This is a genomic window from Mesorhizobium sp. P3_A8, assembly GCF_056402995.1.
This window is the reverse complement of record NZ_JBFUGI010000001.1, coordinates 249612-274663: the sequence shown is the minus strand read 5'-3', so window position 1 is coordinate 274663 and position 25052 is coordinate 249612. Positions and strand designations below refer to the sequence as shown.

General features: G+C 63.4%; 21 protein-coding genes. 9 read left to right on the top strand and 12 right to left on the bottom strand.

Going from position 1 to position 25052, the window contains the following annotated elements; genetic code table 11:
- Positions 1 to 119: 119 nt before the first annotated feature.
- The 9 genes from AC1DX4_RS01215 to puuE all read right to left on the bottom strand — a co-directional run bounded on the left by AC1DX4_RS01215 (position 120) and on the right by puuE (position 10811).
- Positions 120 to 1790, bottom strand: a complete 1671-nt coding sequence (locus AC1DX4_RS01215) for an ABC transporter ATP-binding protein (RefSeq protein WP_477218582.1) — start codon at positions 1788 to 1790, stop codon at positions 120 to 122.
- A complete protein-coding gene (locus AC1DX4_RS01210; protein ID WP_477218581.1) occupies positions 1790 to 2614 on the bottom strand; it encodes an ABC transporter permease in 825 nt (274 codons plus the stop codon). The genes AC1DX4_RS01215 and AC1DX4_RS01210 overlap by 1 nt, the downstream gene beginning before the upstream one ends.
- Positions 2615 to 2623: 9 nt before the next feature.
- On the bottom strand, positions 2624 to 3583 hold the full coding sequence (locus tag AC1DX4_RS01205; RefSeq protein WP_475454415.1) for an ABC transporter permease: 960 nt from the start codon (positions 3581 to 3583) through the stop codon (positions 2624 to 2626).
- Positions 3584 to 3599: 16 nt separating this feature from the next.
- Complete coding sequence (locus AC1DX4_RS01200; RefSeq protein ID WP_477218580.1) at positions 3600 to 5186, bottom strand: ABC transporter substrate-binding protein; 1587 nt, start codon at positions 5184 to 5186, stop codon at positions 3600 to 3602.
- 154 nt (positions 5187 to 5340) lie between these two features.
- A complete protein-coding gene (locus AC1DX4_RS01195; protein ID WP_477218579.1) occupies positions 5341 to 7326 on the bottom strand; it encodes a CocE/NonD family hydrolase in 1986 nt (661 codons plus the stop codon).
- A gap of 95 nt (positions 7327 to 7421) precedes the next feature.
- A complete protein-coding gene (locus AC1DX4_RS01190; protein WP_477218578.1) occupies positions 7422 to 8015 on the bottom strand; it encodes a nucleoside deaminase in 594 nt (197 codons plus the stop codon).
- A gap of 15 nt (positions 8016 to 8030) precedes the next feature.
- Positions 8031 to 8522: an ureidoglycolate lyase gene (locus AC1DX4_RS01185; RefSeq protein ID WP_477218577.1), complete on the bottom strand. Its 492-nt coding sequence runs from the start codon at positions 8520 to 8522 to the stop codon at positions 8031 to 8033.
- Complete coding sequence (locus AC1DX4_RS01180) at positions 8519 to 9382, bottom strand: bifunctional allantoicase/(S)-ureidoglycine aminohydrolase (protein WP_477218576.1); 864 nt, start codon at positions 9380 to 9382, stop codon at positions 8519 to 8521. The genes AC1DX4_RS01185 and AC1DX4_RS01180 overlap by 4 nt, the downstream gene beginning before the upstream one ends.
- A gap of 10 nt (positions 9383 to 9392) precedes the next feature.
- Positions 9393 to 10811, bottom strand: coding sequence for an allantoinase PuuE (gene puuE, locus AC1DX4_RS01175; RefSeq protein WP_477218575.1), 1419 nt, complete (start codon positions 10809 to 10811; stop codon positions 9393 to 9395).
- Between the two features lie 183 nt (positions 10812 to 10994).
- Between puuE and uraH the strand changes: the two genes are divergently transcribed.
- From uraH to AC1DX4_RS01150, 5 genes are all read left to right on the top strand, one after another.
- Positions 10995 to 11369 carry a hydroxyisourate hydrolase gene (gene uraH, locus AC1DX4_RS01170; protein WP_477218574.1) on the top strand — a complete coding sequence of 125 codons (375 nt, stop codon included), beginning with the start codon at positions 10995 to 10997 and terminating at the stop codon, positions 11367 to 11369.
- 3 nt (positions 11370 to 11372) lie between these two features.
- Positions 11373 to 12854 (top strand): xanthine dehydrogenase small subunit, encoded by a 1482-nt coding sequence (xdhA, locus tag AC1DX4_RS01165; protein ID WP_477218573.1) that lies wholly within the window; start codon positions 11373 to 11375, stop codon positions 12852 to 12854.
- Positions 12854 to 15217 carry a xanthine dehydrogenase molybdopterin binding subunit gene (xdhB, locus tag AC1DX4_RS01160; RefSeq protein ID WP_477219096.1) on the top strand — a complete coding sequence of 788 codons (2364 nt, stop codon included), beginning with the start codon at positions 12854 to 12856 and terminating at the stop codon, positions 15215 to 15217. Before xdhA ends, xdhB begins: the two co-directional genes overlap by 1 nt.
- A 62-nt stretch (positions 15218 to 15279) precedes the next feature.
- On the top strand, positions 15280 to 16197 hold the full coding sequence (gene xdhC / locus AC1DX4_RS01155) for a xanthine dehydrogenase accessory protein XdhC (RefSeq protein ID WP_477218572.1): 918 nt from the start codon (positions 15280 to 15282) through the stop codon (positions 16195 to 16197).
- A 91-nt stretch (positions 16198 to 16288) separates the two neighbouring features.
- A complete protein-coding gene (locus tag AC1DX4_RS01150; RefSeq protein ID WP_477218571.1) occupies positions 16289 to 17119 on the top strand; it encodes a PhzF family phenazine biosynthesis protein in 831 nt (276 codons plus the stop codon).
- A 17-nt stretch (positions 17120 to 17136) separates the two neighbouring features.
- On the opposite strand, the gene AC1DX4_RS01145 is transcribed toward AC1DX4_RS01150, so the two are convergent.
- From AC1DX4_RS01145 to AC1DX4_RS01135, 3 genes are all read right to left on the bottom strand, one after another.
- Positions 17137 to 18384 carry an LLM class flavin-dependent oxidoreductase gene (locus tag AC1DX4_RS01145; protein WP_477218570.1) on the bottom strand — a complete coding sequence of 416 codons (1248 nt, stop codon included), beginning with the start codon at positions 18382 to 18384 and terminating at the stop codon, positions 17137 to 17139.
- Positions 18381 to 19343: an LLM class flavin-dependent oxidoreductase gene (locus tag AC1DX4_RS01140; protein ID WP_477218569.1), complete on the bottom strand. Its 963-nt coding sequence runs from the start codon at positions 19341 to 19343 to the stop codon at positions 18381 to 18383. Before AC1DX4_RS01140 ends, AC1DX4_RS01145 begins: the two co-directional genes overlap by 4 nt.
- 93 nt (positions 19344 to 19436) lie before the next feature.
- The gene (locus AC1DX4_RS01135) at positions 19437 to 20357 is read right to left on the bottom strand and encodes a LysR family transcriptional regulator (RefSeq protein ID WP_477218568.1); all 921 of its coding nucleotides are present in this window, start codon (positions 20355 to 20357) and stop codon (positions 19437 to 19439) included.
- Between the two features lie 162 nt (positions 20358 to 20519).
- Between AC1DX4_RS01135 and AC1DX4_RS01130 the strand changes: the two genes are divergently transcribed.
- The 4 genes from AC1DX4_RS01130 to AC1DX4_RS01115 all read left to right on the top strand — a co-directional run bounded on the left by AC1DX4_RS01130 (position 20520) and on the right by AC1DX4_RS01115 (position 25043).
- Positions 20520 to 21737 (top strand): urate hydroxylase PuuD, encoded by a 1218-nt coding sequence (locus AC1DX4_RS01130; RefSeq protein WP_477218567.1) that lies wholly within the window; start codon positions 20520 to 20522, stop codon positions 21735 to 21737.
- A gap of 1 nt (position 21738) precedes the next feature.
- Entirely contained in the window at positions 21739 to 23055 is a 1317-nt protein-coding gene (gene guaD / locus AC1DX4_RS01125) for a guanine deaminase (protein ID WP_477218566.1), read from the top strand.
- A gap of 222 nt (positions 23056 to 23277) precedes the next feature.
- Positions 23278 to 23781: a heme-degrading domain-containing protein gene (locus tag AC1DX4_RS01120; RefSeq protein WP_477218565.1), complete on the top strand. Its 504-nt coding sequence runs from the start codon at positions 23278 to 23280 to the stop codon at positions 23779 to 23781.
- Positions 23778 to 25043 (top strand): glycerate kinase type-2 family protein, encoded by a 1266-nt coding sequence (locus AC1DX4_RS01115; RefSeq protein ID WP_477218564.1) that lies wholly within the window; start codon positions 23778 to 23780, stop codon positions 25041 to 25043. The genes AC1DX4_RS01120 and AC1DX4_RS01115 overlap by 4 nt, the downstream gene beginning before the upstream one ends.
- The last annotated feature ends 9 nt before the right edge of the window (positions 25044 to 25052 follow it).

Genomic DNA, 25052 nt, shown 5'->3' with positions numbered 1-25052 from the left:
CAAGGACGTGTGGCGCTTTCGTGTTGCATCTGGATGACGGCAGCCGCCCCAGGCTAACGGCTCGGGTTATTCCTTGTCTGACGCAATTCCGGACGGTTCACACCTTTCCTGGAATTGGCTCAGTTCCCCGCGCTGGCCATACGCCGCCCCTTGATCGCCTTTTCCAGCCAGCCGATTTCCATCTCCGGGACCGATGACAGGAGAAGGTCGGTGTAGTCATCGAAGGGGGGCGTCAGCACCTTGCTTTTCGCGCCATAGCGCACCACCTCGCCGCGATACATCACCGCGATCGAATCGGCGATCGATTTCACCGTCGCCAGATCGTGGGTGATGAACAGATAGGCGACATTCTCCTCCTTCTGCAGCTCGAGCAGCAGCTTCAGGATGCCGTGCGCCACCAAGGGGTCGAGCGCCGAGGTCACCTCGTCGCAAATGATCAGCTTGGGTTTTGCCGCGAGCGAGCGGGCGATGCAGACGCGCTGCTTCTGGCCGCCGGAAAGCTCGGCCGGATAGCGGTCGGAAAAGCCCTTGCCCATCTCGATCTTGTCGAGCAGTTCGGCGACGCGTTTGTCGCGCTCCTTGCCGCGTATGCCGAAATAGAATTCGAGCGGCCGGCCGATGATGGTGCCGACGGTCTGGCGTGGGTTCATCGCCACGTCGGCCATCTGGTAGATCATCTGCAACTGCCGCAGATCTTCTTTCGGCCGGTCGGCAAGCTTGTTGGCCAGTGGACGGCCGTCAAAGGTGACGGTGCCTTCTTCCGGCGGCAGCAAACCTGTGATGGCGCGCGCCAGCGTCGACTTGCCGGAGCCGGACTCGCCGACGACGGCCAGCGTCTGGCCCGGAAAAATGTCGACCGAGACGTTCTTCAACACCTTGATGTGGCTGCGGCCGTAGGCGGCGGTGACGTTTTTGACCGACAGGAACGGCGTCGTGCCGGGCTTTTGCTCGGCATGTTCGATCTCGTGCACCGAGACCAGCGCGTTGGTGTATTCCTGGCGCGGTTCCTTGATGATCTGGCGGGTGCCACCCCATTCGACCAGCCTTCCGTGCCGCAGCACCATGATCTCATCGGAGACCTGGGCGACGACGGCAAGGTCGTGGGTGATGTAGAGCGCCGCCACATGTGTGTCGCGGATGGCGTCTTTGATCGCCGCCAGCACGTCGATCTGCGTCGTCACGTCGAGCGCCGTGGTCGGCTCGTCGAAGACGATCAGGTCCGGCTCGGAGCACAGCGCCATCGCCGTCATCACGCGCTGCAGCTGGCCGCCCGAGACCTGGTGTGGGAAGCGTTCGCCGATGGTTTCGGGATTGGGCAGGCTGAGCTTCTTGAACAGCGCGACGGCGCGTTTCTCGGCCTCCGCCCGTGTCGCCGTGCCGTGCAGCAGCGTGGCTTCCACCACCTGGTCCATCAGCCTGTGCGCCGGGTTGAAGGCGGCGGCTGCCGATTGCGCGACGTAGCAGACCTCGCGACCGCGCAACTTGCGAAAGCCCTCCTTGCCGCCCTTGAGGATGTCGCGGCCGTTGAGGATCACTTCGCCGCCCGTGATGCGCACGCCGCCGCGGCCATAACCCATCGACGACAGGCCGATGGTCGACTTGCCGGCGCCGGATTCGCCGATCAGGCCGAGCACCTTGCCCTTTTCCAGCGTCAGCGAGACGTCGTGCACCAGCACGATGTTCTTTGGCGCCTCGCCGGGCGGGTAGACGGTAGCCTCGATGCGCAGATTGCGGATGTCGAGCAGCAGGCCTTGCTTGGATTGTCCGGGCTTTGCTTTGCTGTCGGCCATCACCCGCGTCCTCCCTTAAGGCTTGTCGTACGGTTAAGCACCCAGTCCGCGACCAGATTGACCGAAATCGCCAGCATGGCGATCGCCGCCGCCGGGATGAGTGCTGCTCCTATGCCGAAGACGATGCCATCCTTGTTTTCCTTGACCATGCCACCCCAATCGGCATCCGGCGGTTGCACGCCAAGGCCGAGGAAGGACAGTGTCGACAGGAACAGAACCGCATAGATGAAGCGCAGGCCGAGTTCCGAGACCAGCGGCGACAGCGCATTGGGCAGGATCTCGCGGAAGATGATCCAGGCGCTGCCTTCGCCGCGCAGCTTGGCGGCTTCAACGTAATCCATGACGTTGATGTCGACGGCGACCGCGCGCGACAGGCGGTAGACGCGCGTCGAGTCGAGAATGCCCATCACCAGGATCAGCGTCACCAAATTGGTCGGCAGTACGGAGAGCACGACCAGGCCCATGATCAGTGTCGGGATCGACATCAGGAGATCGACCAGGCGCGACAGGATCGTGTCGAACCAGCCGCCGAACACCGCTGCCGAGAACCCCAGTATGGCGCCGAGCGAGAACGACAGCGCGGTGGCCAGCACCGCGATGAACAGAGTGATGCGGGCGCCGTAGATCATCCGCGACAGCAGATCGCGGCCGAGATTGTCGGTGCCCAGCCAATGCGCCGCCGACATCGGCTCCCAGACATCGCCGACGATCTCGGCGTTGTCATGCGGTGAGATCCAGGGCGCGAAGATCGCCGCCAGCACGAACAGTGCCGTCAGGATTATGCCGATCAGCGCGGGGATGGGGATGCGTTTGATATCGAGCATGCCCGCCCCCTATTTCGGATGTCGAAGACGCGGATTGGCGATGATCGCCGCTATGTCCGCGATGATGTTGAGACTGATGTAGACGGCGGCGAAGATCAGGCCGACGGCCTGCACCACCGGCACGTCGCGCTTGGTCACATGATCGACGAGATATTGTCCCATGCCGGGATAGACGAAGATCACCTCGACCACGACGACGCCGACGATGAGATAGGCGAGGTTGAGCATGACGACGTTGATGATCGGCGCGATGGCATTGGGGAATGCGTGCTTGCGGATGACGTTGAACGCCGACAGGCCTTTCAGTTCCGCCGTCTCGACATAGGCCGACTGCATGACATTGAGGATCGCCGCGCGCGTCATGCGCATCATGTGGGCGAGCACCACCAGCGTCAGTGCCGTCGCCGGCAGCGCGATCGCCTGCATCCGCTCACCGAACGGCATGCCGTCATAGACAGTCGAGATGCCGGGAAAGATCTGCCACTTCACGGCGAAGAAATAGACCAGCACATAGCCGATGAAGAATTCCGGGAACGAGGTCGAGGCGAGCGCCAGTCCGGAGATCAGCTTGTCGACCCAGCCATTGCGGTAGCGCACCGCGATCAGGCCGAGGATAATCGCCAGCGGCACCGCCACGATCGCCGCCCAGAAGGCGAGGAATAGCGTGTTCCACAGCCGGCCCTTGATCGAGGTGGCGATGTCCTGCCCGCTCGACATGGCTGTGCCGAGGTCGCCGGTCAATACGCCGCCGAGCCAGTGGAAATACCTGACATAGGCCGGATCATTCAGCCCGAGCTGCTCGCGCAGATTGGCGAGCGACTCCGGCGTCGCCGATTGTCCGAGAATGGCTTGCGCAACGTCGCCGGGCAGGATCTGGGTGCCGGCGAAGATCAGGACCGAAATGGCCAACAGAAGGAGGATGCCCAGCGCAATGCGCTGGGCGATTAGTTTCAGGATGGGTGAGGACATCTCTGCAAAGCCGGACTCAGGCCTGCAGCCAGCACTTCGCCAGGGCGTAACCGTTCATCAGTTCCTGATGCGGATCATCCACCCAGCCGTCGACCTTCGCACCGGTCGCGTCGATGAACTGGTTGAACATCGGCAGGATCAGACCGCCGTCGTCGCGCACCATGACAGCCATGTCGTGGTACATCTGCTTGCGCTTCGCCTCGTCGAGTTCGGCGCGCGCTGCCAGCACCATCTTGTCGAAATCCGGGCGCTTGAAACGCGTGTCGTTCCAGTCGGCGGTCGACAGATAGGCGGTCGAGTACATCTGGTCCTGCGTCGAGCGGCCGCCCCAATAGGAAGCGCAGAACGGCTGCTTGTTCCAGACCTCATTCCAGTAACCGTCGCCGGGCTCGCGCTTGAGCTCGATCTTGATGCCGGCCTTGGCCGCACTCTGCTGGAAGAGCTGGGAAGCATCGACCGCGCCCGGGAAGGCGACGTCCGAGGTCCGCAGCAGCACGGTGCCGTCATGGCCAGACTTCTTGTAGTGGAACTTGGCCTTGTCGGGATCATACTTGCGCTGCTCGATCTCAGTGAACAGCGGGTAGGCCGAGTTGATCGGGAAGTCGTTGCCGAGCGAACCGTAGCCGCGCAGCACCTTGGTCAGCATCTCTTCGCGGTCGATGGCGAGCTTCAGCGCCATGCGCAGATCGTTGTTGTCGAACGGCGCCGTGTTGCAATGCATGATGAAGACGTAGTGGCCCGGACCCGCGTGGTTGCGGATGGTCACGCCCGGCACGCGCTTGATCAGGTCGACGATCTTCGGCTCGACGCGGTTGATCATGTTGACCTGGCCGCCCTGCAGGGCCGCCGTGCGCGCCGTGGCGTCGTTGATGACGATGACCTCGATCTGGTCGGCATGGCCCATCTTGTCGCCCTGCCAGTAGTTGGCGAAACGCTCGCCGCCATGGCGCACGCCGGGCTCGTTGGTCTTGACCACATACGGGCCAGCCGAAATGCCGGCGTCGGGCTTGTCCTTGCCGCCGTTGGGCTGGACGATCAGGTGATAGTCACTGAGCAAATAGGGAAGGTCGGCATTGGCCTCCTTCAGCGTCAGCACGACTTCCTTGCCGTTGGCCTTGATGGTCTCGATGCCCTTCATGTAGCCGAGCGCACCGGATTTCGACTTCTCGTCGGAATGGCGTTCGAGCGTGGCGGCAACGTCCTCGGCGGTCACGGTCTTGCCGTTGTGGAATTCGACGCCGTCGCGGATTTTCAGCGTCCAGGTCTTGGCGTCTTTGGACGAGCCGATCTCCTCGGCGATGCGGTTCTCGAGCTTGCCGTCCGGCGAAAGCTCGACGATCATTTCGCCCCAGCATTTGCCGAAGGCGAACGGCACCTGCGTCATCATCAGCGCCGGATCGAGGCTGTTGGTGGATTCACCGCCGACCAGACCGGCCTTGATGGTGCCGCCCTTGACCGGGCCTGCCGCGCGCGCGGCACTTGAAAGCAGTGAGTTGGCGAAGGGTGCCGCGATGCCGAGCGCAGCCGCCCGGCCGAGAAAATCGCGACGGCTCAGCTTGCCCGCTGCAACACGCCGGCTAAGGAATTCGAGTTCATTCGACATTTTGAGTTCCTCACTCTGTTGGTTCGACTCTGCGGTCGATTTTCTTTGTTAATTCTCCCTGAATAATGAGGGTAAGCTAATGCCGTAAGCAAGACCGAATGCGACATGCCGTGGCGTAAATCGTACGTCGCATTTGGACCAACCTCTTCAGCGCTCAGACAAGCGCGCGTGGAATCTTTTCCTCGAAATTGCGCTCGAAGACGATTCTTTCACCCTCATAGGCCTCGATTCTGGCGCTGACGATGAAGTTTTGCGCGTCCGATCGCATCTCTGCCCATGTCTCGGTGCGCACCGACCATCCATTTCGCGACAGTGTCTGCGTCCAGTGTGTTTTTCCCGAGGCCGACAAGGGATTGTCGGGATGGATCGCCCAAGTCTCGCGGGCGATGCTGCCATGGCCCAGGCCGTGGTCGAGATCGCGCACTTCGCCGAAATCATCCGCTATGGAAAGCGTGACGAGTCCGGTCTTTTCGTCGCGATCGACATGGCGTTCGGAATTGGCGGGCCGAACCGTCTCGGTGGCCCAGGGCGTGGCACCTTCCGGTTCGGCGAACGTCGTTTCGTTGCCTTTCGCCAGCGGTCGCAGCGGCAAGGCCAGCGTCGCCGCCGACAAGGTCAGTTGTACCGGCTCCGGCGAGGGCCAGATGGCCGGCCAATAGGCGTTCGACACGGCAATGCGCAGGCGGTGGCCGGCCGGCACGCGGTAGGCGCATTGATCGAGCACCACGCGCGCCGATACGGTTTCATCAGGCACCAGCGCCCGCGGGAATTCGTGCGAGTCGCGATGCGTCAGGTTGAGCACGCCATAGGAGATCAGCTCCGAAGCGCCGTCGGGATGCACTTCGCACAGGCGCACCGCGATGTTGGCCTGCGGGCGATCGGAGGACAGCGTGACCTGAACTTCCGGCGCGCCGACAATGTCTATCGCCTCGGCGAGCTCCGGCTGGTCGAAACAGACCGACAGCGCATCATCGGGACGCTGGTCGCCGGGCAGTTCCGGACCGAAGGTGAACGGAAAATACTCGCCGCCGGCAAGGCCGCAGGTCTGCGGCGAGGCGACGATGGCCGGTTTGCTCCCCTTGGGCAGCAGATCGATCGTCTGGACCTTGATGGCGGGCGACGGCCATTGTTGCTCCGCCACCCAGCGGCCCGGCCGCTCCGGGTGCCAGCGGGCCGGACGCACGCTGTCCATCACATAGGCGCGGTATGCCGGATCGTCCTCGACGCCGGTCTCGGTGCCCTTCAGCCAGCGGTCCCACCAGCGTAGCGCCTCCTGCAGGAAGCCGATGGCCGGCTGAGGCCCGGCATAATGTGGGTATTTGTGGATCCAGGGGCCGACAATGCCCTTCACCGGCGCCTCGATGTTGGTGACGAGGTGCGAGATCGTGTTGCGGTAGCCGTCATGCCAGCCGCCGATCGACAGCACGGCCGCCTTGACGGCGGAAAAATCCTCGCAGATCGAACCGCGTTTCCAGTAGGCGTCGCGGTGCTGGTGGCTGAGCCAGAGCGGCAAAAGGAAGGACTGGTTCTCCAGCCGCGTCAGCCACAGATCACGCCAGCGGTTGTCGCCGGCGATCAGCGGATCCGGCGGCCGCGACGAATAGGACAGCATCGTCGATGCCCAGCCGAAATTCTCGATCAGCAGGCAGCCACCCTTGTAGTGGATGTCGTCGGCATAGCGGTCGACGGTCGAGCACAGGCTGATCACCGCCTTCAGCGCCGGCGGCTGCTTGGCCGCCACCTGCAGGCAGTTGAAGCCGCCCCAGGAAATGCCCATCATACCGACATTGCCGTTGCACCAGGGCTGGTTAGCTGCCCAGGCGATGACATCGCAGGCGTCTTGCAGTTCCTGCTCGGAATATTCGTCGTCCATCAGCCCTTCGGAATCGCCATTGCCGCGCATGTCGACGCGGATCGAGGCGTAGCCGTGCCCGGCGAAATAGGGATGGGTCAGCTGGTCGCGAAAGATGGTGCCGTCACGCTTGCGATAGGGCAGGTGCTCGAGGACGACAGGCACCGGATCGTCGCCGGCATCCTCAGGCATCCACACCCGCGCCGACAGCCGGCAGCCATCCGGCATGACGATGCCCATATCGGGGAATTCGATGACCTTGCGGGGAAATTCTGTGACGGTTTTCATGGCAGGCATAACGCCCCGCTGCGCGGCAACTTTCAATCGCCATTCGCGACTGGAGCAGCGAATTATGCGAGCTGTGCCGCTACCGCTTCATCCCCTCAGTTCAGCGGAATGTCGTTCTCGGCCTTGCTCGCCTGGTAGGCGCCGGACAATTCGTCGTAACGGGCCGAGATCTTGCCGATACGCGTCTCCAGCCGCTGACGGTCGGCCTCGGGCAGTGCTCGCACCAGTCGGCGGATGGAAAAGCTCTTCCAATAGGCATTCTCGGCATTGTAGCCGCCGGGATCGAGGGTGAAGACCTCTTTCAGGATTTTCAGATCGTGCGGGATGGCGAAACTGTCGCGCGAATCCTCATGGCTGAACAGATAGTAGAAATTGTCGAAGCCGGTCCAGGTGATCGCCGACAGGCAGAGCGAGCACGGCTCGTGCGTGGCGATGAAGATGGCGTCCTTGGTGTCGACACGTTCGGCTTTCGGCATTTCGTAAAAACGCTTCAGGCAGTGCACTTCGCCGTGCCAGAGCGGGTTCTCGATTTCGTTGTTGGTCTCGGCCAGCACCAGCGAGCGATCGTCCTTGCGCAGGATCGCGGCGCCGAACAGCTTGTTGCCGTGGGTGACGCCGTCCGCCGTCTTCGGCACGATGTCGTGCTCGATGACGTCGAGCAGGCGGTCGATCAGAGAAATGTCGGTCATTGGAAAGGGAACTCTTTAGGGAAGATGGATCTCGTAGGCGTGCGAGAAGTGGAATTCTTCGAGGTTGGAGCCGTCTCCGCCACGGTCGACGATCAGGAAATCCTGAGCCTCGCCGAGCGGCGTCAGCACGCCGTGCCAGAGATTGCGGGAATAATTGATGCCTTGTCCGGGCGCGGTGATGAACGCATGCGGCTCGCCCGGCCCCTCCTTGCCGTCATGGCAGACGACGACCAGGAATGGGCGCGGCGACAGCGGGATGAAAGCCTGGCTGCCGAAGGGGTGACGCTCGACCATGGTCAGTTTCAGCGGCAGTTCGTAAGGCGTGCCGCGCACCATCGAGATCAGCACGCGGCCGTTCGGCCCTGCGGCCTCGGCGGTGGCGAGATCGTGGTAGCGTTCGGCGCGCCCGCCATTGATCGGGTAGTGGTTGTCGCCGCCCATGTCGATGACATCGCCGAAGGGGGCAAAGGCCTCACGGGTCAGCGGTTGCGCGACGATGCGGGTCACCGCGCGCGACCGCCAATGCCCACCCCGCCAAGCTTGGCGTGCCGGTTGACGTCCTTGTAGAGCAGATAGCGGAATTTGCCGGGGCCGCCGGCATAGCAGGCCTGCGGGCAGAAGGCGCGCAGCCACATATAGTCGCCGGCCTCGACCTCGACCCAGTCCTGGTTGAGGCGATAGACCCCCTTGCCCTCCAGCACATAGAGCCCGTGCTCCATGACATGGGTCTCGGCGAAGGGAATGACGGCGCCCGGTTCGAGCGTGACGATGGTCATGTGCATGTCGTGGCGCAAATCGGCGGGATCGACGAACCGCGTCGTTGCCCAGCGGCCTTCGGTGCCTGGCATCGGCGTCGGCGCGATGTCCTGCTCGTTGGTGAAGAAGGCTTCAGGCGTGTCGAGACCGTCGACCGCCTCATAAGCCTTGCGAATCCAATGGAAGTGGACTGCGGCCTTGCTTTCGTTGCGAACGGTCCAGCCGCTGGACGGCGGCAGGAAGGCAAAGCCGCCCGGCCGCAAGACATGCTTCTTGCCGGCGAGCAGAACCGTCAGTTCGCCCTCGACCACGAAAAGGGCGCCCTCGGCGCCGGCATCGGGCTCCGGCCGCTCGCTGCCGCCGCCGGGCGCGACCTCGACGATGTATTGCGAGAAGGTCTCGGCAAAACCGGACAGCGGTCGCGACAGGATCCAGACGCGGGTCTTGTCCCAGAACGGCAAGGCGCTGGTGACGATGTCCTGCATCACGCCTCTGGGGATGACGGCATAGGCCTCGGTGAAGACGGCGCGTCCGGTCAACAGCTCGCTCTGGCCGGAATGGCCGCCATGCGGCGCATAATAGGTTCGCTCGGGCATCCTGATCGTATCCATGGGTTCAAACCTATTGCGGTAGCATGTCTTTGAGGCGAAGCAGCGCGATGCGCTCGACCTGTTTGCAGGCGGTCTCGAATTCGATGCCGCGGCTGTTGCCGATGCGCGCCTCGAATTCGGCGAGGATTTCCTCCTTCGTCTTGCCCTTCACCGCGATGATGAAGGGGAAGCCGAAGGTGGTGACGTAGGCGGCGTTGAGCTTGGAGAACAGTTCGCGTTCCTTGTCGGTCAGCGCGTCAAGGCCGGCGGAGGCCTGTTCCCGGGTCGATTCCGCCGTCAGCCGCCTGGCCTTGGCCAGCTTGCCGGCGAGGTCGGGATGGGCGTTGAGCACGCCCAGCCGCTCGGTCTCGCTGGCGGCGCGGAAAATGCGGCAAAGCGCATTGTGCAGGCCGCCTGCCGTATCGTGTGCCGGACCGAGTTCCAGCTCGTAGGCCCGCTCGGCAATCCAGGGCGAATGCTCGAACACGCCGCCGAAAGTGTGGACGAAGGTTTCGAATTCCATCTTCGACGGGCGCAGTGCCGCCGGTCTGTAGGGATGGTTCTCCTGCCAGTGCTTGGCTATGTCGATGCGCCGCGCCAGCCAGACCTTGTCGTGCGATCTGACATAGTCGACGAAGCGCTTCAGCGCCGCCACTCGGCCCGGCCGTCCGACGAGCCGGCAATGCAGGCCGATATTCATCATGCGCGGCCGCCCTGCCTGGCCCTCGGCATAGAGCGTGTCGAAACTGTCCTTGAGATAGGCAAAGAACTGGTCGCCCGAATTGAAGCCCTGCGGCGTGGCGAAGCGCATGTCGTTGGCGTCGAGCGTATAGGGGATGATGAGCTGCGTGCCGCCGCTGTGCTCGAACCAGTAGGGCAGTTCGTCGTCATAGGTGTCGGAGACGTAGTCGAAGCCGCCTTCTTCGGCGACCAGCCGCACCGTGTTGACCGATGTGCGGCCCGTATACCAGCCGTTGGGGCGCTGACCGGTCACCTCGTAATGCAGCTTGATCGCCGCTTCGAGGTCACGACGTTCATCTTCCGGCGCATGGTCGCGGTAATCGATCCACCGCAGCCCGTGCGAGGCGATTTCCCAGCCGGCATCCTGCATGGCCGCAACCTGGTCGGGTGAACGTGCCAGCGCAGTAGCAACGCCGTAGCAGGTCACCGGCACCTCGGCCTCGCTGAACAGGTGCAGCAGCCGCCAGAAGCCGGCCCGCGCGCCATACTCGTAGATCGATTCCATGTTCCAGTGGCGCTGACCCACCCAGGGTGCCGCGCCGACGATTTCAGACAGGAAGGCTTCAGACGCCTTGTCGCCGTGAAGGACGCAGTTCTCGCCGCCCTCTTCGTAATTGACGACGAACTGCACCGCGACATGCGCACCGCCAGGCCATTTCGGGTCCGGCGGGTTGGCTCCATAGCCGCGCATGTCTCTGATGTAACGCATTGTCCCTCCGGCCGGGCATCGCCCGAACTATGATCAGGATATCGAAAGGGTGCTTCTCGCATTCCCCCGAAAATTTTTGAAAGTGTTTTTGTCGCACTCCGCTCGACCGGGACTTATGCATCGCCTTTAATTGGCGCACAATTCATCACTATTGTTCTGATGTACCTGGATGGGAGGCGGCCAATGGCAGAAACGTCGAAAGCCGATGGCGGGCGCCTGACGACCCACGTGCTGGACACGGCGACCGGCAAGCCGGCGGCTGGGTTGTCGATCGTGCTTTATCACCTCGAGGGCGACGCGCGGACACATCTGAAGACCGTCGTCACCAATGCCGACGGCCGGTGCGACGCACCACTGCTCGCCGGAGCGGAATTCCGCACCGGCGAATACGAGCTGGTGTTCGCGGCCGGCGATTATCTGCGCGGCCAGGGCACAAAGCTGCCCGAGCCGGCCTTCCTCGACAGCGTGCCGATCCGCTTCGGCATGGCGGAGGCGGTGCACTATCATGTACCATTGCTGATCTCGCCCTATGGCTATTCGACCTACAGGGGGAGCTGAGGCATGGCCAAGATTTCCATCCGCAACGAGATCCGCTTTATCCTCAATGGCAGGGATGTTGCGTTGTCGTCGGTGGCGCCCGACGCGACCTTGCTCGACTGGCTGCGGCTAGACCGTTCGCTGCGCGGCACCAAGGAAGGCTGCGCCGAGGGCGATTGCGGCGCTTGCACGGTGCTCGTCGGCAAGCTCTCGGCTGGTGGCGTGGTCTATGAAAGCGTCAATGCCTGCATCCGCTTCCTCGGTTCGCTCGACGGCACCCATGTCGTGACGGTCGAGCATCTGCGCGGCGCGCCTGGCCAGTTGCACCCTGTGCAGCAGGCGATGGTCGATTTCCACGGCTCGCAATGCGGCTTCTGCACGCCGGGCTTCGTCATGTCGCTCTACGGCCTGTGGATGAAGTCGCCGGACCCGTCGAACGCGGCGATCGAAAAGGCTTTGCAAGGCAATCTCTGCCGCTGCACCGGCTATGAGGCGATCATGCGCGCCGCGCATGCCATCTCCAGCTACGGCAAGGCGGCGAAGGACCCGCTGGCCGCTGAGCGGAAAGCGATAACGGCAAGGCTCGAGGCCATGCATGACGGCGCGCGGGTCGAGATCGGTTCGGCCAAGGCGCGGCTCATCGTGCCGGCCAATGTCGACGATTTCGCCACCGTGCTCGACAAGGAACCCGGTGCCACCATCGTTGCCGGTTCGACCGATGTCGGCCTGTGGGTGACCAAGCACATGCGCGACATCTCGCCGGTGGTCTTCATCGGCAATCTCGACGGGCTGTGCACCATCTCGGAAGACAAGGGCGTCATCTCGATCGGCGCCGGCGTGACCTACACCGAAGCCTTCTCGATGCTCGCCAAACGCATCCCGTCGCTGGGGCCGTTGTTCGACCGCATCGGCGGCGAACAGGTGCGCAACATGGGCACCATCGGCGGCAACATCGCCAACGGCTCGCCGATCGGCGACACGCCGCCGCCCTTGATCGCACTCGGCGCCAGCCTGACGTTGCGCAAGGGCAAGAAGCGACGCACGATTCCGCTGGAAACCTTCTTCATTGCCTATGGCAAGCAGGACCGGCAGCCGGGCGAGTTCGTCGAGGCCGTGCACGTTCCCGTGCCGCCCAAGGACGCAAAGTTTGCCGTCTACAAGATCACCAAGCGCCGCGACGAGGACATTACCGCGGCCCTCGGCGCCTTTTTCCTGGTGCTGGCCAAGGACGGCACGGTCGCCGACGTGCGCATCGCCTATGGCGGCATGGCGGCGACACCGAAGCGGGCGTCTTCTGTCGAAAAGGCGCTGCTCGGCAAACCCTGGACCGAAGAGACGGTCGAGACGGCGATGGCCGAATACGCCAGGGATTTCACCCCGCTCACCGACATGCGGGCGTCAGCCGAATACCGGGCTCTGGCGGCGAAAAATCTGTTGCTGCGCTTCTTGGTCGAAACCACAGGCACAAAGGCGCCCTTCCAGGTGTCACGCAACGAGGCGGCATGATGAACAAGCACGCCACATCAAATCTCAAGGCCGAGAAGATCGTCGGCGGTGTCGCCACCGATCAGCGCCATGACTCCGCCCACAAGCATGTCAGCGGCACCGCCGTCTATATAGACGACATGCCGGAACCGGCAGGCACGCTGCATGTTGGCCTCGGCCTGTCGAAAATCGCACATGGCACGCTGAAGAGTGTCGACCTTTCGGCCGTGCGGACAGCCCCCGGCGTCGTCGATGTGCTTACCTATGCCGACGTGCCCGGCGAGAACGACGTCTCGCCCAGCAACATGCATGACGACCCGGTGCTGGCGGAAGGCAAGGTGCAGTTCTTCGGCCAGCCGATCTTCGCGGTCATCGCCGAGACGCGCGAGGCCGCACGGCGTGCGGCGCGCCTGGCCAAGATCGAATATGACGAGCTTCCCGCCATCCTCGGCATCTGGCCTCTGGACCCGCTCAAGGACAGGCTGGTCACCACGCCGCTGACCTTGCGGCGCGGCGACGCGGCTGCCGCGATCACTGCCGCGCCCCGTCGGGTAAAGGGGCGGATGAAGCTCGGCGGACAGGACCACTTCTACCTCGAGGGCCAGGTATCGTTGGCGGTGCCGGGCGAGGACGACGAGGTCACGGTCTATTGCTCGACCCAGGGGCCGAGCGAGACCCAGCACCTCGTTTCCCATGTGCTCGGCGTGCCGAGCCATGCGGTGACGGTCGAGGTTCGCCGCATGGGCGGCGGCTTCGGCGGCAAGGAAACGCAGGCCAACCAGTGCGCGGCAATCGCCGCGATTGCGGCCAAGAAGCACAAACGGGCGGTGAAGGTCAGGCTCGACCGCGACGAGGATATGACCGCCACCGGCAAGCGGCACGACTTCGCCATCGATTATGAGGTCGGCTTCGACAATGAGGGCAATATCCTCGGCGTCGACTTCATGTTCGCACTCAATGCCGGCTTCTCGGCCGACTTGTCCGGTCCGGTCGGCGACCGCGCGCTGTTCCACTGCGACAACGCCTATTTCTATCCGAACGTCCACGCCAAGTCGGCGCCGCTCTACACCAACACTGTTTCCAACACGGCCTTCCGCGGCTTCGGCGGTCCGCAAGGCATGATCGGCGCCGAGCGCGTCATCGACGAGGTCGCCTTCGCCGTCGGCAAGGACCCGCTCGAGATACGCAAGCTGAATTTCTACGACCCGATGGAGGCCATCGGCAGCCGTAATGTCACGCCCTACCATCAGAAGGTCGAGGACAACATCATCCAGCGCATCGTCGCCGAGCTCGAGGAAAGTGCCTCCTATGCGCGGCGTCGCCGAGAGATTTCGGCTTTCAACGCTAACAGCCGTTTCATCAAGCGTGGCTTGGCGCTGACGCCGGTGAAGTTCGGCATCTCCTTCACCAAGACCGAGTCCAATCAGGCCGGTGCGCTGGTGCATGTCTATGCCGATGGTTCCGTGCACATGAACCATGGCGGCACCGAAATGGGGCAGGGCCTGCACCTCAAGGTGGCGCAGGTCGTGGCCGAAGAATTCCAGATCGATCTCGAGCGGGTCAAGATCACCGCCACCACCACCGCCAAAGTGCCGAACACGGCGCCGACAGCGGCATCCTCCGGCGCCGACCTCAACGGCATGGCGGCGCAGAATGCCGCGCGCCAGATCCGCCAGCGGCTGACCGATTTCGCCGCCGAAAAGTATCAGATTCCGGTCGACCAGGTGGTGTTCCTGCCCAACCGCGTGCGTGTCGGCAACCAGGAGGTCAGCTTCAACGACCTGGTCAAACAGGCCTATATCGCGCGCGTCCAGCTTTCGGCCGCCGGTTTCTACAAGACGCCGAAAATCCATTGGGACCGCGGCAAGGGCCAGGGCCACGCCTTCTACTATTACGCCTATGGCGCGGCCTGCTCTGAAGTGTCTGTCGATACGCTGACCGGCGAATATGTCGTCGAGCGCGCCGATATCCTGCACGATTGCGGCCGCTCGCTGAACCGCGCGATCGACATCGGCCAGGTCGAGGGCGGCTTCATCCAGGGCATGGGCTGGCTGACGACGGAGGAACTGTGGTGGGACGACAAGGGCCGGCTGCGCACCCACGCGCCGTCGACCTACAAGATCCCGCTGGCGTCCGACCGCCCGAAGATTTTCAACGTGGCGCTGACCGACTGGTCGCAAGCCTACGAGCCGACCATCCATCGCTCCAAGGCGGTCGGCGAGCCGCCGTTGCCGCACGGCATGTCGGTGCTGCATGCGCTGTCGGATGCGGTGGCGAGCGTGGCCGATCACAAGATCTGCCCGCGCCTTGATGCGCCGGCGACGCCAGAACGCGTGCTGATGGCAATCGAGCGGCTGAAGCGGGAGGCCGCAAAACCGGCCTGATCGAGCCTAAACGTGCAAATCGCGCCTGAAAACGCTATATTTCTCGGGTGGGAATACAGACGATGAACTCGAAAGTGCAAAGCCTGAAAGCCTTTCTTGCCAGCGCCGGCCGGGTCGCCCTGGTCGAAGTGGCCGGCACCAAAGGCTCGACGCCGCGCGAGAAGGGCGCCTTCATGCTCGTCTCGCAAGCGGCGATCTTTGGCACGATCGGCGGCGGCCAGCTCGAGTACATGGCGATCGACAAGGCCCGGCAGATGGTGGCGCCATCCGGCCGGCTTGGGTCGGTCAACCGTCTTCAGTCGAGTTCCCGCATCGAGATCGATGAAGTCTGCGCCACGCTCGACGTGCCGCTCGGGCCGGAGATCGGCCAATGCTGTGGCGGGCGCGTCGAAGTCTTGATCCGCCTTGTCGATGCCGCGCTCGCTGCCGAACTGGTTGCCACGGCGGAAGCTGAAGAGGCGCATCTGCCGCATGTCTACATCTTCGGTGGCGGCCATGTCGGCCAGGCGCTGGCGTCGACGATTGCGCTGCTTCCGGTGCACGGCGTCGTCATCGAGACGCGGGCCGAGGCACTGGAAGGCATGCCGGAAACCGTCGAGACGCGTTTGACGCCAATGCCGGAAGCCGAGATTCGCAAAGCTCCGCCCGGCACCGCCTTCGCCATCCTGACCCACGACCATGCGCTGGATTTCCTGATCGTCACCGAAGCGCTGAAGCGCGACGATGCGGCCTATGTCGGCATGATCGGCTCTAAGACCAAAAAGGCGACCTTCAAGAACTGGTTCCTGAAGTCAGGGGACGGAACGGAAGCGGAATTTGCCCGTCTCGTCTCGCCGATCGGCGGCGATGCCGTCAAGGACAAGCGGCCGCCCGTCATCGCCGCACTTGCCGCCGCCGAGATCATGACGGCGCTGGTCGTTCACGCCGCTGCGTCAAATGCCGGCCATCAGGTCCAGCAGCACAAGGTGATGGCCGGTTAGCCAAGACTGCCCGTCGGCCTGTCCGTTTTCCAATCGCAGGAAAGATGCATTTGCGGTATCCACCCGGCATTGCTGCATGAGGTGAGGATAAATGAACGTTCTGAAAATCGCGGCTTTTTCGGATGGCAACACCGGCGGCAATCCTGCCGGGGTGTTGATCGGCGATGCCTTGCCCGATGCCGTCGAAATGCAGCGTCTGGCGGCAGAGGTTGGATTCTCGGAAACTGCCTTTGCCGCGCCGGATGGGGACGACTGGCGGGTGCGCTATTTCTCGCCGGAATCCGAAGTTCCCTTCTGCGGTCATGCCACTATCGCCTTGGGAGCCGCTCTTGTCGGGCAATTCGGCGATGGCATTTTCCCGCTGACCCTCAACCAGGCCAGCATCACCGTCGAAGGGTTCCGGGATGGGGCGAATGTCGCTGCCGCGTTGCAGTCGCCGCCGACACGCAGCAAGCCTGCTCCTCCGCAGTTGATCGCCGAGGCGCTGGCGCTGTTCGGCTATGCCGCGACCGATCTCGATCCAGCCATTCCGCCGGCGCTGATCCATGGCGGCGCCGACCACCTCGTGCTGGTCCTCAAATCGCGCGAGGCGCTGGCCGCCATGCGCTACGAGTTGAAAGCCGGGCAGGCCCTGATGCGGCGCGATGGGCTGGTGACGATCCTGCTCGCTTATGCCGAGACGCCGCAGCTTTTCCACACCCGCAACCCCTTTGCCTCCGGCGGCGTCTATGAGGATTCGGCGACAGGAGCTTCGACGGCTGCCTTCGCCGGCTATTTGCGTGACATTGGTTGGCCGCATGGCGGCGCGATCGATGTCGTGCAGGGTGAGGACATGGGCATGCGTTCGCGCCTGCACGCCGATATTGCGCCCGAGATCGGCAGCTCGATCAGGGTTTCGGGCACCGCGCGGATGATGGACTGAGCTAGCCGCGACCGGCCTCAGGCCGGCCGTTTCAAGCCCAGATGGTCGCGCAGCGTTCGGCCTTCATAATCCCGGCGGAACAGGCCGCGCCGCTGCAGCTCCGGCACAACCAGCGTCGCAAAGGCATCGAGTTCGCCAGGGAAGTAAGACGGCATGACATTGTAGCCGTCGGCCGCACCGCCCTCGAACCGCGCCTGCAATTCGTCGGCGACCTGCGCCGGCGTGCCGACGATGCGCCAATGGCCGCGCGCTCCGGCGAAGTGGCGGGCAAGCTGGCGGATGGAAAGGCCGTCGCGGCGCGATTGCTCGACGACCAGCGCCTGTCGGCTTTTCATCCCTTCGCTCTCCGGCAGTTCGGGCAGTGGCCCGTCGATCGGATAGCGTCCGAGATCGGAGATGCTGAGGTAGCTGGACAGCAGCGCCACGCCGACATCGTCGGGGATCAGCGCCTGCAACTCCTCATGCTTCTCGCGCGCTTCGGCCTCGGTTTCCGCTACCACGGGTGAAACGCCGGGCATGATCTTGATGTCGTCAGGCTCACGCCCATAGGTGGCCATGCGCCCTTTGAGATCGTCGTAAAAGGCCTTCGCTTCCTCGAATGTTTGCGCTGCTGTGAACACCACATCGGCGGTGCGGGCGGCAAGGTCGCGGCCGACATCCGAGGCACCGGCCTGGACCATGACCGGTGCGCCCTGCGGTGAACGCGGCAGGTCGAGCGGGTCCCGCACCGAAAAGCTCTGGCCATCATGGCCGGGAGCCCTGCCGTGCCAAAGATCAGTGACCACCTCGGCGAATTCGCGTGCCCGTTCATAGCGGTCGGCATGAGGCTTGAGCCCGGTCGCGCCGAAATTCGCGGCTTCGATGGGGCTGGCCGAGGTGACCAGGTTCCAACCGGCCCTGCCGCCGCTCAGATGGTCGAGTGACAGGAAAGTCCGCGCCAGCCCGTAAGGCTCGTTGTAGCTTGTCGAAGCAGTCGAAACGAGGCCGATGCAGCTGGTCTGCACCGCCAGCGCCGAAAGCAGGCTGATCGGCTCGAAGCCGATCGAACGCGAGGTCTGGCTGGCGATGCCGACATTGGCCTCGCGCAGACCGGCGGCGTCCTCGCAGAAGATCATGTCGAACTTGGCCGCTTCCGCCGTGTGCGCCAGCTGGATGTAATGGTCGATGTCGATGCCGGCGGTGACATGCGCCTTGGGATGCCGCCAGGCGGCAATGTGGTGGCCGGTCGCCCAAAGGAAGGCGCCGAGCTTCATCTGCGCGCTCATGACCCGCCATCCCCACTAAAGCCAAGACGGTCGCGTAGAGTCCTACCCGGGGATGCCTCCACGGGTCCGTGACGCCAGAGTTGCGGCAGCAGGCGTTTGACAAAATCCTCGAGGGCCGGGGGATGAGGCTGCACAGCCAGAACGACACCGTCGCAGCCAGATGAGAAGCACTGCGCTTCCAGACTGGCGTCATCAAGTTCCTGCCGCGCATCCATGACCGTCAGCACCTTTATCGACATCGGATCGCGCCCTGCTTCGCGCGCCCAGTGTCTGAGTTCATCGCAGGCCGCTTTCGCTTCCGGCGGTTCAAGCTCATTCAGCAGCACGACATCCGCGCGGCGGCTGGCGAAATCGAGGTCGGCCTTTCTCAGATCCGACAACAAGAGCAGTGGCCTGTCCTGCGGCGAGCGCGCGACATTGAGCGGCCCGCGCACCGAAAAGAATTCGCCGGTGTAATTCAGAGGGTGCATCTTGTCCGGATCGTGGAAGCGGCCGGCTGCCTTGTCGAACAGCAGCGCGTCCGGTTCCCAGCCGACCCACAATCCTCGCACGATATTGATGAACTCCTTGGCGCGGCGGCGAAAGTCGTCCTCCGAGAACCCTTTGGGCCGGCTGAAATTCGCTGCTTCGCGAGGGTTCTGCCTCATCGTCGCGTTCCAGCCGATGCGGCCGTGGCTGATGATATCGAGCGAAGCAAACCGGCGTGCCAGATTGTAGGGCTGATGCGCGAGCGTCGAGGCGCTGGCCACGAGCCCGATCCTGTCGGTGACGGTCGCCAGCGCCGCCAGCAGCGTTGTCGCTTCAAACGGGCTGCTCGATGGCTTATCGGCGGAGTCGGAAATGATGACCATGTCCACGCCAGCCGCTTCCGCCTTGCGCACGAAGCTGCTGATCTGGCTGAAATCCAGAGCGGGCTGTCCGTTGGTGGCAGCGATGTTGAGCGAAATGGCGAGATGCATGGCACCAACCTACGTTCGCCGCTGCGCAAGGCAAGCCCGGCGAATGGACCAGAAGGCCGGCACTTGCCGGCCAGTCCCGGTTGCCACCGGCCCTCACTTGCCGGCCAGAAGATCCTTGATCAGACGCTGGCAGCGCTCGGCCATGAAGTCGAGCAACAGCCGCACCTTTGGGTCCTGCAGCTTCTTGTGCGGATAGACGGCGGCGAATTGCACCGGCGTCGGCGGCGTGTTGGCTAGGATCACCTGCAGCCGCCTGTCGCGGATGAACGGCTCGACCTCGAAACGCGGCTTGTTGATGATGCCGCGCCCGGACAACGCCCAGCCGGTCAGCACGTCGCCGTCGTCGGTGTCGTAGGGCCCGTGCACCTCGAATTTCTGCGGACCGGTGGGGGTCTGCAATGTCCAGACATATTCGCGCGCGCCGGAATAGCGCAGCATCAGGCAGTCATGCTTCTTGCCGATCAGTTCCTGCGGCTCTATCGGTTCGCCGCGCGCTTCCAGATATTTTGGCGCAGCCACCAACACGCGCTCACATTCCATGATGCCGCGCATCCTGAGACTGGAATCCTCGATGATGCCGAGCTTGAAGGCTACGTCGATGCCTTCCTTCATGATATCGATATTGTGGTCCGAGAGCCTCAGCCGCACCTCGATATCTGGATACTTGTCGTGGAAATCGGGAATGCCCGAGGCGACCAGCCGACGGCCGAGGCCAAGCGGTGCGGTCACTTTGATAGTGCCGCGCGGCTGGCCGGATAATGCCGAGACCGCGGCTTCCGCTTCGGTGATCGCCTCCAGCACCTGCTTGGCGCCCGAGTAGAAAACCGTGCCATGCTCGGTCGGCATCAACTGCCGCGTGGTGCGGTTGAACAGCCTGACGCCCAGATGTTTTTCCAGTTCCTTGATGCGGTTGGAGGCGACCGCCGGCGAAATGCGCATGTCGCGGCCCGCCGCCGACAGATTGCCGAGTTCGACGACGCGAACGAAGACGGCGATGTTGTCGAGATAGGCCATGCGGTTCCGTGGCTTTCCTGAGCTCGCCTTCGGGCGGCTCCCTTCCTGCTGCGTGTGACCACCCTAGTATTTTCCATTTTTTTTTGAAAGTCATCGTACACCTCGCCTCTTTCCGTTTGCGTGCGACACCGTAAAGTCGCGTCATCGGCAGGGACGACTTCAATGATGGATTTCGCGATTTTCTGGGAATGGCTGAGCTTCGCCGTGCGCTGGCTGCACGTCATCACCGGCATCGCCTGGATCGGCTCGTCGTTCTATTTCGTCGCGCTCGATCTCGGCTTGCGCCAGCGGCCGGGCATGCCTGTCGGCGCCTTCGGCGAGGAATGGCAGGTGCATGGCGGCGGCTTCTACCACATCCAGAAATATCTGGTGGCGCCGGCCGAGATGCCCGAACACCTGACCTGGTTCAAATGGGAATCCTACGCCACCTGGCTGTCCGGCTTCGCCATGCTGTGCGTCGTCTACTACGCCGGCGCCGATCTGTTCCTGATCGATCCCAACGTGCTGCCGATGTCGGTGCCGGTCGGAATCCTTTTGTCGATGGCCACGATTGGCGTCGGCTGGGTGGTCTACGATCTGCTCTGCCGCTCGCCGCTTGGCAAAAGCGACACCGGCCTGATGCTGGTGCTCTATGGCGTGCTGGTGTTCATCGCCTGGGGGCTGACACATCTGTTCACCGGCCGCGCCGCCTTCCTGCATCTGGGCGCCATCACCGCCACGATCATGTCGGCCAATGTCTTCATGGTCATCATCCCCAACCAGAAGATCGTCGTCGCCGACCTGATTGCCGGCCGCAAGCCTGACCCGAAATACGGCAAGATCGCCAAGCAGCGCTCGCTTCACAACAATTATCTGACGCTGCCGGTGCTGTTCCTGATGCTGTCGAACCACTACCCCCTGGCGTTCGCCACGCAGTTCAACTGGGTCATCGCCTCGCTGGTGTTCATCATCGGCGTGCTGATCCGGCACTATTTCAACACCGTGCACAAGCGTGCAGGCAACCCGCACTGGACGTGGCTGGGCGCCCTGGTCCTGTTCATCATCATCATCTGGCTGTCGACGGTGCCGAAGGTGCTGACCGGGGAGTCCAAGGCGTCCGCCTCGGCGGACATCTATATCGCCTCCGCCCATTTCCCGGCGGTGCGCGACACCGTGCTCGGCCGCTGCTCCATGTGCCACACGGCAGAACCGGTCTATGAGGGTATCTACCACGCACCCAAGGGGGTGATGTTGGATAGCGACGCGGCAATCGCCAACCACGCCCGCGAGATCTATCTGCAGGCCGGCCGCAGCCACGCCATGCCGCCCGCCAATGTCAGCCAAATCACCGACAAGGAGCGGGCGCTGCTGGTGGCCTGGTTCGAAGGCGCGGGGAAATAGCATGACCTCGACACTTCTGCGCGGCCGCACGCTGTCCTTCGTGCGTTGGCCGCAAACCATCGACGACCATTCGGCCTGGCGCTACGAGGAGGATGGCGGCCTGCTGATCAGCGATGGCAGGATCGTTGCATCGGGCGCTTATAGCGATGTCGAAAAACAGGCCGGTGAGGGGACAAAAAAGATCGATCACCGGCCGCACCTGCTGTTGCCGGGCTTTATCGATACCCATGTGCATTTCCCGCAGATGCAGATCATCGCTTCCTACGGTGCCGAACTGCTCGACTGGCTGAACACCTACACTTTTCCTGAAGAGACGAAGTTCGCCAACGCGCAGCATGGCCGCCGTATCGCCAGGCTGTTCCTCGACGAAATGGTGCGCCACGGCACGACGACGGTGGTCGCCTACTGCTCCGTGCACAAGGCCTCCGCCGAAGCCTTTTTCGCGGAGTCGCATGATCGCAACATGCTCAACATCGCCGGCAAGGTGATGATGGACCGCAATGCGCCTGAAGGCGTGCTCGACACGCCGCAATCCGGCTATGACGACACGAAGGCGCTGATCGCGGAGTGGCACGGCAAGGGCCGCCAGCACTACGCCATCACGCCGCGCTTCGCCATCACCTCGTCGCCGGAGCAGATGGAGATGGCCGGTGCGCTCTGCCGCGAATATCCCGACCTGCACATGCAGACGCATCTCTCGGAAAACCACGCCGAGATCGCCTTCACGCAACAGCTTTACCCCTGGTCGCGCGACTACACCGATGTCTACGAACATTACGGGCTGCTGGGCAAAAAGAGCCTGTTCGGCCATTGCATCCATTTGTCGGAACGCGAGGCGGACGCGCTTTCGGAGAGTGGCTCGGTGGCGGTGTTCTGCCCGACCTCGAACCTGTTCCTCGGTTCCGGCCTGTTCGACTATCAGCGCTTTCGCCGCCGCGACAAGCCGCTGCGTATCGCCGCCGCCACCGATGTCGGCGGTGGCACCAACTATTCCATGCTGCGCACCATGGACGAAGGCTACAAGGTGATCGCGCTGAACGGCGAGAAGCTGAACCCGTTCCAGTCCTTCTGGCAGATCACGCGCGGCAATGCCGAGGCGCTCTCGGTGGCCGACAAGATCGGCACGCTGGAGGAAGGCACCGACGCCGACATCGTCGTGCTCGACGCCAGGGCAACACCGGCGATGCGGCTCAGGATGGAAACGGCGCAGACGCTGGCGCAGGAATTGTTTCTGCTGCAGACGCTTGGCGACGACCGCGCCGTGCGCGAGGTCTATGTCGCGGGGCGGGCCGCCAAGAGCGACATGATCGCAGGGTAGACCCCCCTCACCCGGATTGCCAACCGAATTGCGAAGGGCAATTCGGGGCAATCCGACCTCTCCCCGAGGGGAGAGGAGGGAGCCGGCACGAGCGCCAGTCTCTTCTCCCCAGCGGGGAGAAGGTGGCCGCGAAGCGGCCGGATGAGGGGGCGGTCTCGACGGGAGCTTGACCCGGCAGTCCTTGTCGTACAAACGACGTGTGACGATTTTCGGAGAAAGAAAATGGCCGCTGCGGACGACATCGCCCTGATCCGGAAACAGGAAGAGACGCTGGTCTTTCTCGCCTTCGATGAGGCCGTCGCCTTCAAGATCGGTTCAGCCATTCGCGACCGCGCAATCGCCGAAAACCTCCCCATCATCGTCGATATCAGGCTGTGGGACCGGCCGCTGTTCTATGCGGCCTTTCCGGGGTCGAACGCCTCCAATCCCGACTGGGCGCGGCGCAAGATCAATGTCGTCAGGCGGTTCCTCAGAAGCACCTATGGCATGGTGCTGGAACAGCAGCGCCCCGACCGCACTTTCAAGGTCGGCGAGGGGCTCGACATCTCGGACTATGTGCTCGCTGGCGGCGGTTTTCCGGTGACTGTCAAAGGCGCCGGCGTGATTGGCGTGATCGCCGTTTCCGGCCTGCCGGAACGTGAGGATCACGGCGTCGTGGTCGATGCGCTCTGCGATCATCTGGGCATCGACAAGCGTAGGCTGGCGCTGTCGTCGGAAGCTGAATGACCGTGCTCGACCCCAAGGCTTTCCTCATCTCCATCTTCAACGCCGCCGTGGCCGCCGCCGATCCGGAGCTAACCATCCGGGATCATTTGCCGGCGAAGCCGAAGGGCCGCACCATCGTCATCGGTGCCGGCAAGGGCTCGGCGCAGATGGCGGCGGCCTTCGAGAAGGTCTGGGACGGTCCGATCGAAGGGCTGGTCGTCACCCGCTATGGCTATGGTGCCAAATGCGAGCGCATCGAGATCATCGAGGCGGCGCATCCGGTGCCGGATGCCGCTGGCCTCGAGGCCTCGCGGCGCCTGCTGGCAAAAGTCCAGGGCCTCACCGAGGATGATCTGGTCGTGGCGTTGATTTCCGGTGGCGGCTCGGCGCTGCTGCCGTCGCCCGCCAGTAGCCTGACGCTGGCCGACGAGATCGCCGTCAACGAGGCGCTGCTTGCCTCCGGCGCGCCGATCGCGGCGATGAACACCATCCGCAAGCATGTCTCGACCATCAAGGGCGGCCGGCTGGCCGCAGCCGCTTGGCCGGCCAAGGTGGTGTCGCTGGTTGTGTCAGACATTCCCGGCGACAATCCGGCCCTTGTCGCCTCCGGGCCGACGGTCCCCGATACCGGCAGCCGCGAAGACGCATTGGCCTCGATATCAGCCTATGGCATGAAGCTGCCGGCCTCGGTGATGGCGCACATCAATTCGCCGGCGGCCGATGCGCCAGATCCCGACGATCAGCGCTTTTCGCGCAATGAGGTGCACCTGATCGCCTCGGCTGGGGTATCGTTGGAAGCAGCAGCGGGAGAAGCCCGGCGACAGGGGATCGAAGCCATCATCCTCTCCGATGCCATTGAAGGCGAAGCGCGTGAAGTCGGCGGCGTCCACGCCGCAATCGCGCGCGAAGTGGCGACCCGCAATCGTCCATTTTCGAAGCCGGTGTTGATCCTGTCCGGCGGCGAAACCACGGTGACCTTGCGGGCAAAAGGCAAGGGCGGCCGCAATTCGGAATTCCTGCTCGCCTTCGCCATCGGCATCAATGGCGTGCAATGTATTCACGCCCTGGCCGCCGACACGGACGGCATCGACGGTTCGGAAAACAATGCCGGCGCTTTTGCCGATGGCTCGACAGTGTCGCGCATGCGCGCGTCGGGTGTCGACGCAAAGGCCATGCTGGCGGGGAACAATGCCTGGACGGCGTTTAATGCGGTTGGCGATCTTTTCGTGCCTGGTCCGACCGGAACAAATGTCAACGACCTCAGGGCGATCCTTATCCGCTAGGCAAACAAC

What these genes read in the sequence shown, in the direction of transcription:
- AC1DX4_RS01130 (WP_477218567.1), top strand. Translation starts at nt 20,520, where the DNA reads ATGATGGATTTCGCGATTTTCTGGGAATGGCTGAGCTTCGCCGTGCGC.
- xdhA (WP_477218573.1), top strand. Translation starts at nt 11,373, where the DNA reads ATGGCCAAGATTTCCATCCGCAACGAGATCCGCTTTATCCTCAATGGC.
- AC1DX4_RS01150 (WP_477218571.1), top strand. Translation starts at nt 16,289, where the DNA reads ATGAACGTTCTGAAAATCGCGGCTTTTTCGGATGGCAACACCGGCGGC.
- AC1DX4_RS01215 (WP_477218582.1), bottom strand. Translation starts at nt 1,790, where the DNA reads ATGGCCGACAGCAAAGCAAAGCCCGGACAATCCAAGCAAGGCCTGCTG.
- AC1DX4_RS01145 (WP_477218570.1), bottom strand. Translation starts at nt 18,384, where the DNA reads ATGAGCGCGCAGATGAAGCTCGGCGCCTTCCTTTGGGCGACCGGCCAC.
- guaD (WP_477218566.1), top strand. Translation starts at nt 21,739, where the DNA reads ATGACCTCGACACTTCTGCGCGGCCGCACGCTGTCCTTCGTGCGTTGG.
- AC1DX4_RS01180 (WP_477218576.1), bottom strand. Translation starts at nt 9,382, where the DNA reads ATGGATACGATCAGGATGCCCGAGCGAACCTATTATGCGCCGCATGGC.
- AC1DX4_RS01210 (WP_477218581.1), bottom strand. Translation starts at nt 2,614, where the DNA reads ATGCTCGATATCAAACGCATCCCCATCCCCGCGCTGATCGGCATAATC.
- xdhC (WP_477218572.1), top strand. Translation starts at nt 15,280, where the DNA reads ATGAACTCGAAAGTGCAAAGCCTGAAAGCCTTTCTTGCCAGCGCCGGC.
- AC1DX4_RS01135 (WP_477218568.1), bottom strand. Translation starts at nt 20,357, where the DNA reads ATGGCCTATCTCGACAACATCGCCGTCTTCGTTCGCGTCGTCGAACTC.
- AC1DX4_RS01115 (WP_477218564.1), top strand. Translation starts at nt 23,778, where the DNA reads ATGACCGTGCTCGACCCCAAGGCTTTCCTCATCTCCATCTTCAACGCC.
- uraH (WP_477218574.1), top strand. Translation starts at nt 10,995, where the DNA reads ATGGCAGAAACGTCGAAAGCCGATGGCGGGCGCCTGACGACCCACGTG.
- AC1DX4_RS01195 (WP_477218579.1), bottom strand. Translation starts at nt 7,326, where the DNA reads ATGAAAACCGTCACAGAATTTCCCCGCAAGGTCATCGAATTCCCCGAT.
- AC1DX4_RS01200 (WP_477218580.1), bottom strand. Translation starts at nt 5,186, where the DNA reads ATGTCGAATGAACTCGAATTCCTTAGCCGGCGTGTTGCAGCGGGCAAG.
- AC1DX4_RS01205 (WP_475454415.1), bottom strand. Translation starts at nt 3,583, where the DNA reads ATGTCCTCACCCATCCTGAAACTAATCGCCCAGCGCATTGCGCTGGGC.
- xdhB (WP_477219096.1), top strand. Translation starts at nt 12,854, where the DNA reads ATGAACAAGCACGCCACATCAAATCTCAAGGCCGAGAAGATCGTCGGC.
- AC1DX4_RS01120 (WP_477218565.1), top strand. Translation starts at nt 23,278, where the DNA reads ATGGCCGCTGCGGACGACATCGCCCTGATCCGGAAACAGGAAGAGACG.
- puuE (WP_477218575.1), bottom strand. Translation starts at nt 10,811, where the DNA reads ATGCGTTACATCAGAGACATGCGCGGCTATGGAGCCAACCCGCCGGAC.
- AC1DX4_RS01140 (WP_477218569.1), bottom strand. Translation starts at nt 19,343, where the DNA reads ATGCATCTCGCCATTTCGCTCAACATCGCTGCCACCAACGGACAGCCC.
- AC1DX4_RS01190 (WP_477218578.1), bottom strand. Translation starts at nt 8,015, where the DNA reads ATGACCGACATTTCTCTGATCGACCGCCTGCTCGACGTCATCGAGCAC.